Below are 12,521 nucleotides of genomic sequence, written 5' to 3'. Positions count from 1 at the left end.
CCGGTTCCGGAACCGGTACCGAAGTCCTGACCCACCCCATGCCCCGCCTTGTCCCCGGAGGCCCCGTTGCGTGTCACCATCGCCGATGTCGCCCGCGAGGCCGGCGTCAGCAAGACGACCGTCTCGCGGGTCATCAACCTCAAGGGCGAAGTGGACGGTTCGACGGCCGACCGCGTTCGTGAAGTGATCGCAGACCTCGGCTACGTGCCCAGTTCTGGCGCCGTCGGGCTGGCCCGTGGCAGCAGTCGCACGGTCGGCATGCTGGTGCCCTCGCTGGCCTGGCCGTGGATGGGTGAAGTGCTCCAGGGAGTGGTCGACACAGTAGAGGCCGCCGACTACGGGCTGCTGCTCTTCACCTGCAACCGGGGCGCGGAGTCCGTCGAACGCTTCACCGCCCAGGTGTCGGCGCGCGCCTTCGACGGGCTCGTCGTCGTCGAACCGGAGAACACGCTCGAACAGCTCACCGCACTGCACCGGTCCGGACTGCCGATCGTCCTGATCGACGACCGGGGTCACCACCCTGAATTCCCCTCCGTCGTGACCACCAATCACGAGGGAGGCGCGTCGGCGGCCCGCCACCTGCGGGCCGCGGGGCGCACCAGACCCCTGGTCCTCACCGGGCCGAGGCACTTCGGCTGCGTACGCGACCGGCTCGCGGGATTCCTTTCGGTCCTGCCCACCGAGCTGGTCGTGGACGGGGACTTCACCGAACGCGGGGGCCGTCTGACCGTGGAGGAACTCCTGGCGACGGGAACGGAGTTCGACTCCGTGTTCGCTCACAACGACATCAGTGCGGCCGGGGTCCTGCGCGCCCTGAGAGCCGCCGGCCGCCGCGTACCCGACGACATCGCGGTGGTCGGCTTCGACGACATCCCGATGGCCGAGCACACCGAACCGCCGCTGACCACCGTGCACCAGCCCACCCGGCAGATGGGCGAGGCCGCGGCCCGTCTGCTGCTCTCCCACCTCGGCGGCACCGCCGTACCGGACGAACCGGTCGTGCTGCCCACCGAACTGGTCGTGCGCCGCTCGGCGCCGTAACGGACCCGGCCCCGCCGGTCACCCGTCCGCATCCCCGAACCCGCCGCACGGCACCGCACCACCCGCACCGCCCGCACCCGGCGCGTCGAGCGCTGCCCGCCACCGGATCTCCCAGACCCGCAGTCCTCCTGGAGTCGCCATGTCCGTACGCCGTCGTCACACCCTGAGAGCGCTCTCAGTCGCCACCGCCGTGGTCGCGCTCGCCGCCGGCTGCTCGTCAGCCAACTCGGGCGCCAACAAGGGGGGTGGCGCCGGCGCCTCCGGCGTACTGACCCTCGGCAAGCCGGACGGGCCGCAGACGAACAACAGCAACCCGTTCCTCGCGACCTCGGCGAGTGCCACCCTCGGCTACCGCTTCATGATCTACGAACCGCTGGCGATGACGAACCAGATCCGCCCCACCGACAAGGCGGACCCGTGGCTGGCCACCGCGTGGGACTGGGAGTCGAACTTCACCAAGCTCACCTTCACGCTCGACAAGCGGGCGAAGTGGGCCGACGGCAAGCCGCTGACCGCCGCCGACGTCGCGTTCACCTTCGAGCTGCTCAAGAAGCATCCGGCGCTCAACGGGAACGGCATCCCGTACGACGGCATCACCGTCGAGGGCGAGAAGGTCGTCCTGACCTTCAAGGAGTCCCAGTTCGTCAACCAGAACAAGATCATCACGACGTTCGTCGTGCCCAAGCACATCTGGGAGAAGGTGAAGAACCCGGAGACCTGGCCCAACAGGACCCCGGTCGGCTCCGGCCCGTACAAGCTGAAGACCTTCACCCCGCAGACCACCACTCTCACCGCCGCGTCCGCCTACTGGAAGGGCGAGACCAAGGTCAAGGAGCTGCGCTACTCCGCCTACAACGACAACAGCGCGGCGACGACGGCCCTGGCGAACGGCAAGCTCGAGTGGTCGTTCGTCTTCATGCCGAACTACAAGCAGCTGTTCATCGCCAAGGACGCGAAGAACCACAAGCTGTGGTTCCCCTCGGGGCTCGGCATCCACGGCCTGTGGTTCAACACCGCCCGCAAGCCGTTCGACAACCCGGCCCTGCGCAAGGCCATGGCCATGGTCATCGACCGCAAGGCGATCCACGTGCAGGCCCAGGCGACCCTCTACCCGGAGATCAGCAACCCGACCGGCATCCCGCTGCCCGCCGGAGAGCCGTTCCTCGCGCCGGAGTACAAGAATGCCACCACGAAGCCCGATGTCGCCGGGGCCAAGAAGATCCTCGACGAGGCCGGATTCAAGCTCAGCGGCGGTGTTCTCAAGGACCCGGGCGGCAAGCCCGTCGAGCTGACCTTCACCGACCCGGCCGGCTGGAACGACTACATCACCGGGCTCTCCATCATCAAGGACAACATCAAGCAGCTCGGCATCGAGGCCAAGGTCAAGACGCAGACCGCGGAGGCGTGGGGCACCGACGTCGCCACCGGCAAGTTCGACGCCACCCTGCACTGGACCAACAGCGGTGCCACGCCGTACGACATGTACCAGAACATCATGGACGGGGCGATCCTCCAGCCCATCGGCAAGAGCGCCCAGCTCGGCAACTTCGGCCGCTTCAAGAGCCCCGAGGCCACCGCCGCGCTCAAGGAGTACGCCAACGCCACCGACGACGCCACCCGCACCAAGGCCATGAACACGCTCCAGAAGATCATGGTCGAGCAGGCGCCGGTCATCCCGACGGCGGCGGCCCCCATCGGCGCCGAGTACTCCACGAAGAACTGGGTGGGCTGGCCCACGGAGCAGGACCCGTACGCAGCACCCCAGCACACCCAGCCCGACGCGCTGGAAGTCGTGCTGAACCTCAAGCCCGCCAAGTAAGTACGGGGAAGAACCGGCCATGACCACCGAACAGACCGCAGACGTGCGCACCGGGACCGACGTGGTGCTCGAAGCACGCGGAGTCACCAAGCACTTCCCCGTACGGCGCACCGCCGGCGACCTCCTCGCCCGCAGGCGCCGCACCGTCCACGCCGTCGACGACGTCTCGCTGGAGCTCAGGCGCGGCACCGTCACGGCCCTGGTGGGGGAGTCGGGTTCCGGAAAGTCCACCGTCGCACGGCTGCTCGCCCAGTTGTACCCGCTCACCGCGGGGGAGATACACCTGGGCGGCAGCGCGGTGAAGGCCGGACGTGGCCGGTCCTTCCGTACCTACGTCAAGCAGGTCCAGCTGATCTTCCAGGACCCGTTCGCCTCGCTCAACCCGGTGCACACCGTGCGCTACCACCTGACCCGCGCCCTGAAGATCCACGGCCGGGCGGGGAGCGGGGACGCGGAGCTGGAGACGAATCTGGCGGCCCTGCTGGAACGCGTCCAGCTGACCCCTCCCCATCAGTTCCTGGACAAGTTCCCGCACGAGCTGTCGGGAGGCCAGCGCCAGCGCGTCGCGATAGCGCGCGCGCTCGGCGCCGACCCCCAGGTCCTGCTCGCCGACGAACCCGTCTCGATGCTCGACGTGTCGATCCGGCTCGGCGTCCTCAACCTGCTGCGCGACCTCAAGGAACGCCTCCGCCTCGCGATCCTCTACATCACCCACGACATCGCGTCCGCGCGCTACTTCGCCGACACCACCCTGGTGATGTACGCGGGCCGCCTCGTCGAGGGAGGCGACAGCGAGCAGGTCACCCAGCACCCCGCACACCCCTACACCCAGCTGCTGATCGCCTCCGCGCCCGACCCCGACCGGGTCGCGGATGAGGCGGACCAGGAGGAGACCGGGAGCGGCGAGCCGCCGTCCCTGATCACCCCGCCGGCCGGGTGCCGCTTCCACCCACGCTGCCCCAAGGCGATGGAGCGCTGCCGCACCGAACTCCCGCCGCGCTTCGGCCTCGCCGACGGCCAGTGGGCGGCCTGCTGGCTGTACGACGGCACGAGCGCGCAGGAGGCGGCGAAGTGAAGTACATACTCCAGCGTGTCGCCTTCTACGCCGTCACCGCGTGGGCCGCGATCACCATCAACTTCCTGATCCCCCGACTGATGCCGGGTGACCCCGTCGAAGCCCTGATGAGCCGGTACCAGGGTCAGCTCGACACCACCGCGATCGCCTCGCTGAAGGCCCTGTTCGGCCTCGACGAGAACCAGTCCCTCTGGTCGCAGTACACCGACTACTGGTCCCACCTGCTCGACGGTGACCTCGGGCTGTCCTTCACCTTCTTCCCGACCCCGGTCGGCGAGGTGATCTCCCAGTCCCTGCCCTGGACGCTCGCTCTGGTCGGCATCACCACCCTCATCAGCTTCCTGCTGGGCACCGGCATCGGTGTCTACAGCGGCTGGCGGCGCGGTTCCTGGCTGGACGGGCTGCTGCCGGTGACCACCTTCATCTCGGCCATCCCGTACTTCTGGCTCGGCCTCATCGCCATCGCGCTGTTCGCGGTGAAGTGGCAGATCTTCCCGGCCGCCGGGGGGTACGACAACTCCCTGGTCCCCGCGTTCGACTGGCCGTTCATCTCCAGCGCGCTCTATCACGGGGTGCTCCCCGGGGTGACGATCGTGCTGAGCGCCATCGCCGGCTGGATCCTCGGCATGCGCAACATGATGGTGACGGTCTCCTCCGAGGACTACGTCATGGTGGCGCAGGCCAAGGGGCTGTCCGAGCGGCGTGTGATGTTCTCCTACGCCGCGCGCAACGCCGTCCTGCCCAACATCTCGGGTTTCGCCCTCTCGCTGGGCTTCATCGTCGGCGGCACCCTGCTGGTCGAGATGGTCTTCTCCTACCCGGGCATCGGCTACCAGCTGTTCCAGGCCGTCGGGGCCAAGGACTACCCGCTGATGCAGGGCGTCTTCCTGATCATCACGCTCTCCGTGCTCGCCGCGAACCTGCTGGCCGACATGGCCTACGCCCTCCTCGACCCCCGCACTCGTAAGGAGGCATGACGACCGTGTCCGTCACCGCCACCGACGTCGCCGTACTGGACGATCCGCCCACCCCCGCCGCCGCCGGCCGGGCGAGGCTCCGCTTCCTGCGCGGCGGGAAGACCCGCACCGGTCTGCTGATCCTCGCGTTCTTCGTCGCCCTCGCCGTGGCGGGCCCCTGGCTCGCCCCGTACGACCCGGACGCGATGAGCGACCAGTTGCTGCAACCGCCCTCCGCCGAGCACTGGTTCGGTACCACGCAGACCGGGCAGGACGTGCTCTCCCAGATCCTGGTCGGCACCCGGGGAGTGCTGCTCGTCGGGTTCCTCGCCGGCATCCTGGCCACCGTGCTGTCCGTGCTCATAGGGGTCAGCGCGGGATTCCTCGGCGGGGCCGCCGACGAGATCCTCTCGATGCTCTCCAACGTCTTCCTCGTCATCCCCGGCCTGCCGCTGATCATCATCATCGCGAGCTTCGTCGAGGACACCGGGGACCTGCTGATCGCCGCCGTCATCGCCCTCACCTCCTGGGCCTGGGGGGCGCGCGTCCTGCGCGCCCAGACCCTGTCCCTGCGGCGCCGCGACTACGTGGAGGCCGCGCGCGCCACGGGCGAGTCCACCTGGCGGATCATCCTGTTCGAGGTCATGCCGAACCTCACGGCCGTCATCGCGTCCGGCTTCGTCGGCACCGTCATCTTCGCGGTCCTCTCGGAGATCACCCTCGCCTTCATCGGCGTCGCCGACATCTCCCACTGGAACTGGGGCACCGTGCTCTTCTGGGCCCAGTCCAACCAGGCCCTGGCACAGGGCGCGTGGTGGTGGTTCGTCCCCGCCGGTCTGTGCATCGCCCTGCTGGGCACCGCACTCTCGCTGATCAACTTCGGCATCGACGAGTTCGTCAACCCCCGTCTGCGCACCTCGGCGGGCGCCTCCCGGAAGGTCCGGATGCGGGTCGGTTTCACCCCCGTGGCCCGCGCCGCCGCCTCCGAGAAGCCCGCGTCCGGTTTCACCCCCGTGGCCCGCGCCGCCACGCCGGAGCCGCCCGCCGGAACCGAGACGCCCGGTGCGCCCGAGGCACCCGGCAAGCCCAGCAAGGAGCACAGCGCATGACCGCCGAGCCGATCCTCACCATCAGCGGCCTGAACGTCGACTACGGCACCGGTACGAGCGGCGTGCACGCGCTGCGGGACATCGACCTCACCCTGCACCGCGGTGAGGTCCTGGGCCTGGCGGGCGAGTCGGGATCGGGCAAGTCCACACTGGCGTACGCCGTCACCCGGCTGCTCTCCCCGCCAGGGGTCATCACCGGCGGCGACGTCCATTACCACCGGCCGGGCGCCGAACCCGTCGACATCCTCGCCCTCACCCCGGACGAGCTGCGCGCCTTCCGCTGGCAGGAGCTGTCCATCGTGTTCCAGGGGGCGATGAACTCCCTCAACCCGGTGCACACGGTCCACAGCCAGCTCACCGACGTACTCAAGGCGCACCGCCCCGACATGCGCCAGGCCGACCGGACGTCCCGTGCCGGGGAGCTGCTCACCCTCGTCGGCATCTCCGCCGACCGGCTCGCCGCCTATCCGCACCAGCTCTCCGGCGGGATGCGCCAGCGGGTGATGATCGCGATGGCGCTCGCGCTGGAGCCCGAGATCGTCATCATGGACGAACCCACCACAGCCCTCGATGTGGTGATGCAGCGTCAGATTCTGCGCAAGCTCGTGCAGCTCAGGGAGCAGCTCTCCTTCTCCGTCGTGTTCATCACTCACGACATCTCCCTGCTCATCGAGTTCTCCGACCGCATCGCCATCATGTACGGCGGCCGGATCGTGGAGCAGGCGGGCGCGGCGGAGATCTACCGCGACCCGCGCCACCCCTACAGCGACGGCCTGCTGCACTCCTTCCCCGCACTGCACGGTCCCCGGCGCGAGCTCACCGGCATCCCCGGATCGCCCCCGCACCTGTCCGCGATGCCCGCCGGATGCGCCTTCCACCCCCGCTGCGGCAAGGCCTTCGAGCCGTGCTCCGAGCGGGTCCCGGTGCTTGCCGCACCGGACACCGGCCAGGACCGAGAGGTCGCCTGCTGGCTGCACCACTGACCGACCGATCGTCGCCCATCACCCCTCACCGCAACGGAGTTACGGAGAACCATGGACCTCGTCACGCCCCGCAGGGGCCTGCAGCCCGCCGCCGTCCAGGGACTGCCTGCCGACTTCCGCTGGGGCGTCGCCACCTCCTCGTACCAGATCGAGGGCGCCGCGTCCGAGGACGGCCGCACCCCGTCCATCTGGGACACCTTCTGCCGTGTGCCCGGCGCCGTGCACAACGCGGAGCACGGAGACGTGGCCTGCGACCACTACCACCGGATGCCCGAGGACGTGGAGCTGATCGCGGGCCTCGGCGTCGACACCTACCGCTTCTCGCTGGCCTGGCCGCGTATCCAGCCGGGCGGCCGGGGCCCCGCCAACGCCAAGGGTCTCGACTTCTACAAGCGGCTGGTCGACGAACTCCAGGGCCGGGACATCACCCCCTGGATCACCCTCTACCACTGGGACCTGCCGCAGGAGTTGGAGGACGCCGGCGGCTGGCCGGCCCGCGACACCGCCCTGCGGTTCGCGGAGTACGCCATGCTCGCGTACGAGGCGCTCGGTGACCGGGTCGAGCACTGGACCACCCTCAACGAGCCGTGGTGCTCGGCGATGCTCGGCTACGCCTACGGGGCGCACGCCCCCGGCCGGACCGACATGGCCGACGCCCTCGGCGCCGTCCACCACCTGCTCCTGGGCCACGGCCTCGCAGCCCGGCAGATGCGCGAGGCGGCGGGGAGCAGTCCGCTGGAGCTCGGCATCACCCTCAACCTCGGCACCGCCACCCCGGAGACCGGCAGCGAGGCCGACCGGGAGGCGTGCCGCCGGGCCGACGGCATGGGCACCCGCCTCTACCTCGACCCGATCGTCCACGGCCGCTACCCCGAGGACGTCGTCGACGACCTCGCCGCCCAGGGCATCGAACTGCCCGTCCAGGACGGCGACCTGGCCGCGATCGCCACCCCCCTCGACGTCCTCGGCGTCAACTTCTACCGCGGCGCCCTGTTCTCCGGGGTCACCGAGGAAGGCTCGCCCACCGACGCCGACGGCCTCCCCGTCGTCCGGGGGATCGAGCGCGACCTGCCCCGCACCGCCATGGACTGGGAGATCACCCCGGAGGAGCTCACCTCCCTGCTGCTGCGGCTCCAGCGCGACTACGCGCTGCCGACCGTGATCACCGAGAACGGGGCAGCCTTCGACGACACCGTCGCCGCCGACGGCTCCGTGCCCGACGCCGACCGCACCGCCTATCTCGCCGACCACATCGCCGCCGTGTCCGAGGCCCGCCGGCAGGGCGCCGACGTCCGGGGCTACTTCGCCTGGTCGCTGATGGACAACTTCGAGTGGGCCTACGGCTACGACAAGAGGTTCGGCATCGTCCGCGTCGACTACGACACGCAAGCGCGGACGCTCAAGGACAGCGCCAAGTGGTACCGCGACACGATCCGGCTCACCCGGAACGCCCGAACCGACTGACTCCGCAAGAGAGAAGAGCCGCACATGCCCCGTACACCGCACATCCGCGCACGCCACCGGGCGAGACCGGCGACCGCCGCACTCGCCGCCGCGACCGTCCTCGCCTCACTGCTCGCCGGGGCCGTCCCCAGCGCGGCTGCCGGCGCCGAGGACCCCGCACCGGTCCTGGTCGACCGCTTCGAGGGCGAGGTGCCCTTCGGCAACCCGCCCGCCGACTCCCTGTTCACCTGGGGCGGCGACGCCGACGACCACCCCGCCCTGAAGTTCGAGGAGCGCGCCGACGCCCCCGAAGGCGCCAAGGTGCTCTCGGGGACCTACGACATCAGCGCCTGGGGCGGACTCAGCCATGAGTTCGCCGTCGACCAGCCTCCGAAGGACTGGACGGCCCACAAGGGAGTCCGCTTCTGGTGGTACGGCCAGAACACCGCGCCGCTGCCGCCCGGTTCGGGCAAGCGGATCAACTTCGAGATCAAGGACGGCGGAGCCAACGGCGGCGCCTCCGAGCTGTGGACCACCTCCTTCACCGACGACTGGGAAGGCTGGCACCAGGTCGAGATCCCCTTCGCGGACTTCGTCTACCGGGCCGACTACCAGCCCGTCGGCGGCATCGACCAGGTCCTCGGCCTGAACGAGATGTGGGGCTACGCCCTCACCCTCCCGACCGGCGCCCCCGGCTCCTTCGCCATGGACGCCGTCGAGCTGTACGGCAAGGCCGACCCGGCCCTGAAGTCGAGCGTCGTCGTCGACTCCGCCGTGCACCCCGTCGAGGAGGGCGGCACGGCGGACATCAGGATCTCCGTCGCCACCACCGGCTCCCTCCCCATCGAGGAGCCCGTCACCGTCGCGTACACCACCAAGGGCGGCAGCGCCGAGTCCGGCAAGGACTACACGGCGGTCACCGGCACCCACACCTTCCCCGCGGGTACCGCTTCCGGCACCACGCACACCGTCTCCGTGGCCACGGCGAAGGACAGGGGGGCCGAGTCGGCGGAGACGATCCCGCTGGAACTCACCGTCACCGGGGCCAAGGCGCCCAAGGAGAACCCCCAGGTCGTCATCGACGCCCACGGGCTGCCGTACCAGAACGCGAAGCTCCCGGTGAAGAAGCGCGTGGCCGACCTGCTGTCGCGGATGTCCCCGGCCGAGAAGGCCGGCCAGATGACCCAGGCGGAGCGCAACGCGCTGAAGTCGCAGGGCGACATCGCGACGTACGACCTCGGCTCGCTGCTCTCCGGCGGCGGTTCCGTACCCACCCCGAACACGCCCGAGGCCTGGGCGAAGATGACCGACGCCTACCAGCTGCGGGCGCAGGCGACGCGCTTCCAGATCCCGCTGATCTACGGCGTGGACGCGGTGCACGGCCACAACAACGTGATCGGCTCGACGATCATGCCGCACAACATCGGCATCGGTGCGGGCCGCGACCCGAAGCTCGCCGGGAAGACGGGCGCCGTCACCGCGAGCGAGGTCCGCGCCACCGGCATCCCGTGGGACTTCGCCCCCTGTGTGTGCGTCACCCGTGACGAGCGCTGGGGCCGTTCCTACGAGGCGTACGGAGAGGACCCGGCGCTGGTCGAGGCCATGGAGACGGTCATCACCGGCATGCAGGGCAGCCCCTCGGGCAAGGACCTCGACCGCAACGACAAGGTGCTGGCCAGTGCCAAGCACTTCGTCGGCGACGGCGGCACGGAGTTCGGCTCGTCCACCACGGGCTCGTACACCATCGACCAGGGCGTCACGAAGGTCACCCGCGAGGAGCTCGAAGCGGTGCACCTCTCGCCGTTCGCCGAGTCCGTGAAGCGGGGCGTCGGCACGGTCATGCCGTCGTACTCCTCGCTGGACGTCCTCGGCGACGACGCCGGCCCGGTGAAGATGCACGCCCACGCCGAGATGATCAACGGCGTGCTCAAGGACCGGATGGGCTTCGAGGGCTTCGTCATCAGCGACTGGCAGGCCATCGACCAGATCCCCGGTGACTACGCGAGCGACGTCCGCACCTCGGTCAACGCCGGGCTCGACATGATCATGGTCCCGACCGCGTACCAGGACTTCACGAAGACGCTCCAGGAGGAGGTCACCGCGGGCCGGATCAGCGAGGCCCGGATCGACGACGCCGTCGCACGCATCCTGACCCAGAAGTTCCGCCTCGGCCTCTTCGAGAAGCCGTACGCGGACACGTCGAACCTGGACCAGGTCGGATCGGCGGAACACCGTGCGGTCGCCCGCGAGGCAGCCGCCAAGTCCCAGGTCCTGCTGAAGAACGACGGCGCGGTACTCCCGCTCAAGGCGTCGCAGAAGGTCTACGTCGCCGGCTCCAACGCGGACGACCTCGGCAACCAGGCCGGTGGCTGGACCGTCAGCTGGCAGGGCGCCTCCGGTGCCACCACGACGGGCACGACGATCCTGAAGGGCATCGAGAAGAACACCTCGTCGGCCACCTTCTCCAAGGACGCCTCCGCCCCGACCGAGGGATACGACGCCGGAGTCGTGGTCGTCGGCGAGAAGCCGTACGCCGAGGGCATCGGTGACGTCGGCAACGGCCACGACCTCGAGCTCACCGACGCGGACAAGGCGGCCGTCGACACGGTCTGCGCCGCCATGAAGTGCGCCGTCCTCATCGTCTCCGGCCGCCCCCAGCTCATCGGGGACCGGCTCGGCGACATCGACGCCCTGGTCGCCTCCTGGCTCCCGGGCACCGAGGGCGACGGCGTCGCCGACGTCCTCTACGGCAAGCGGGCCTTCACCGGGCAGCTCCCGGTGACCTGGCCGAAGTCGGAGTCGCAGCTGCCGGTCAACGTCGGCGACGCGACGTACGACCCGCAGTTCCCCTACGGCTGGGGACTGACCACCCTGAGGAAGGCCCCGTCGGGCGGCGAAGCCGCTCTCGCCGGTCTCGCCGTCGCCGCGCAGCTCGCCGAGCGGGCGGGCCTCGGGAAGACCGCGGCGGGCAAGGAGATCGTGGACCGGGCGAGGCTCCTGGTCCAGCAGAGGACCGGTGGAAAGCTGACCGCGGCGGTGTCCAAGCCGTTCGCCGAGGCCGACCATCTGCTGCTCACCGGTGATCTGACCGGTGCGGTGGCGAAGCTGCGCACGGCGTACCGCGCCGCGTAAAAACAGAAACGGAACCCGGGCGGGCGACGCATTTGTCGCCCGTTCGGGTTACTTTCGGAGTATGCGGAAGAGGCTGTTCGCTCCCTTGTGGGCCTGCCTGCTGCTGATCCTCTCGGCGGCTGTGCTGGCGATGACCCCCGCTGCCCAGGCCGCCCCCTCCACCATCGGCGACGCGGCGAGCGCCCTGCGCCAGGGCCCGGTGTACGTCGATCCGGCGGCGGCCGGGCAGCTCCCGGCGCCCCAGGAGGCCGCCCTGGAGAAGAAGATCAAGGACGCCGACAAGCCGGTCTTCGTGGCCGTGCTGCCCGCGACGTCCGAGTACCCGCCCGAGAACCTGCTGCAGAACCTGCGGACCGACACCGGGGTCACCGGCGTCTACGCGGTCCGTCTCGGTGACGGCTTCGACGCGGGCGCCGACCCGCAGGTGATGCCGACCCGGGCGGTCGACAACCTCACCACCGCCGTGAAGGCACCCGGCACCGACACGGACGCCGCGGCGCAGCTCAACGCGTTCGTCGACCGGGCCGTCGACGAGGCCAGGGGAAGCGCCCCGGCCTCCTGGTCCGGCGGCGGCGGTGCCGACGACGGTGCCGTGAACGGCGCCCCGGTGGCCGGTCTGGTCGTCCTCGGAGGCCTGGTGCTCGCGGGTGGCGGCACCGCGTTCGCGGTCGCCCGCCGCAACCGGAAGCGCAAGGAGGAGGAGGAGCGGGCCGCCCTGGAGAAGCTGCGGGTCGTCGTCGACGAGGACATCACGGCGTACGGCGAGACCCTGGACCGGCTGGACTTCCATCCCGCCGAGAAGGGCGCGAACGACGCGATGCGCATCGACTACGAGCGCGCGCTCGACTCCTACGAGGACGCAAAGTCCCGGATGGGCAACGCCCAGCACCCCTCCGACGTACGCGGGGTCACCAAGGCCCTGGAGGACGGCCGCTTCTCCCTGGCCGTCCTCCAGGGCCTTGG

General features: G+C 70.1%; 8 protein-coding genes and 1 pseudogene. All 9 read left to right on the top strand.

The annotated features are described in order from the left end of the window. The first annotated feature begins 66 nt into the window (after nt 1–66). The gene (locus BFF76_RS02175) at nt 67–1,041 is read left to right on the top strand and encodes a LacI family DNA-binding transcriptional regulator (RefSeq protein ID WP_031091644.1); all 975 of its coding nucleotides are present in this window, start codon (nt 67–69) and stop codon (nt 1,039–1,041) included. Nucleotides 1,042–1,180: 139 nt separating this feature from the next. After that, entirely contained in the window at nt 1,181–2,860 is a 1,680-nt protein-coding gene (locus BFF76_RS02170; protein WP_053929761.1) for an ABC transporter substrate-binding protein, read from the top strand. Between the two features lie 19 nt (nt 2,861–2,879). Continuing rightward, on the top strand, nt 2,880–3,935 hold the full coding sequence (locus BFF76_RS02165) for an ABC transporter ATP-binding protein (RefSeq protein WP_031091646.1): 1,056 nt from the start codon (nt 2,880–2,882) through the stop codon (nt 3,933–3,935). Further along, nucleotides 3,932–4,912: an ABC transporter permease gene (locus BFF76_RS02160; RefSeq protein WP_031091647.1), complete on the top strand. Its 981-nt coding sequence runs from the start codon at nt 3,932–3,934 to the stop codon at nt 4,910–4,912. Before BFF76_RS02165 ends, BFF76_RS02160 begins: the two co-directional genes overlap by 4 nt. 5 nt (nt 4,913–4,917) lie before the next feature. Beyond that, nucleotides 4,918–6,000: an ABC transporter permease gene (locus BFF76_RS02155; RefSeq protein WP_234351836.1), complete on the top strand. Its 1,083-nt coding sequence runs from the start codon at nt 4,918–4,920 to the stop codon at nt 5,998–6,000. Next, a complete protein-coding gene (locus tag BFF76_RS02150; protein ID WP_031091649.1) occupies nt 5,997–6,983 on the top strand; it encodes an ABC transporter ATP-binding protein in 987 nt (328 codons plus the stop codon). Before BFF76_RS02155 ends, BFF76_RS02150 begins: the two co-directional genes overlap by 4 nt. A 51-nt stretch (nt 6,984–7,034) precedes the next feature. Further along, nucleotides 7,035–8,447, top strand: coding sequence for a GH1 family beta-glucosidase (locus BFF76_RS02145; protein ID WP_031091650.1), 1,413 nt, complete (start codon nt 7,035–7,037; stop codon nt 8,445–8,447). Nucleotides 8,448–8,471: 24 nt separating this feature from the next. After that, the gene (locus tag BFF76_RS02140; RefSeq protein WP_053929760.1) at nt 8,472–11,558 is read left to right on the top strand and encodes a glycoside hydrolase family 3 N-terminal domain-containing protein; all 3,087 of its coding nucleotides are present in this window, start codon (nt 8,472–8,474) and stop codon (nt 11,556–11,558) included. Between the two features lie 61 nt (nt 11,559–11,619). Then, nucleotides 11,620–12,521: pseudogene (locus BFF76_RS02135) on the top strand (hypothetical protein); the annotation flags it as partial.

This window comes from Streptomyces mutomycini (assembly GCF_001700505.1).
Classification (GTDB): Bacteria; Actinomycetota; Actinomycetes; order Streptomycetales; family Streptomycetaceae; genus Streptomyces; species Streptomyces mutomycini.
The sequence above is the reverse complement of the archived record's forward strand: the minus strand, read 5'-3'. Positions and strand labels throughout refer to the sequence as shown.